Genomic DNA, 515 nt, shown 5'->3' with positions numbered 1-515 from the left:
GAGCAAGCTGAAATAACCCGTGTTGTTGCAGGTGAAGGCTCTAAAGTTGAGCATGTTAAGTTTAATTTAGCTCAGGCTATGGTTGGTAAAACTTCGGAAAACAAAGTCCTGAGAAGCAAAGATAGCATTAATATTTTCTCAATTCCTAATTGGCAAGAAAATGTAAAAGTTGAGCTCAAAGGTGAAGTTAAATTCCAAGGTATCTATACCATTCGTCGTGGAGAAACATTAACTAACTTATTAGAACGAGCAGGTGGCTTCTCTGAGTTTGCAGAGCCAGATGCTGCCATTTTTACACGTGAGTCAATTCGTCAACAAGAGCAAAAGCAATTAGCTAAACTAGCAGAGGATTTACGAAGAGATATTGCAACGAAAAGCTTTGAAAAATCAGTTAGTAGCACGCGACTTTCTTATGATGAAATGAATAAGCTACTACTTGATTTGGCAAATGTTGAAGCCGTAGGTCGTTTAGTCATTGACTTACCCCTCATTGCAGAGGATAAACAAAATCTAGT

Annotated in this window: 1 protein-coding gene; it reads left to right on the top strand. The window is 38.1% G+C overall.

Annotated elements, in window-relative coordinates:
- On the top strand, positions 1-515 hold a 515-nt coding region (locus tag E0L37_RS21305), incomplete at both ends, for an SLBB domain-containing protein (protein WP_205655680.1).

Source organism: Alcanivorax sp. 24 (assembly GCF_004360225.1).
Lineage (GTDB): Bacteria > Pseudomonadota > Gammaproteobacteria > Pseudomonadales > Alcanivoracaceae > Alloalcanivorax > Alloalcanivorax xiamenensis.
The sequence above is the reverse complement of the archived record's forward strand: the minus strand, read 5'-3'. Positions and strand labels throughout refer to the sequence as shown.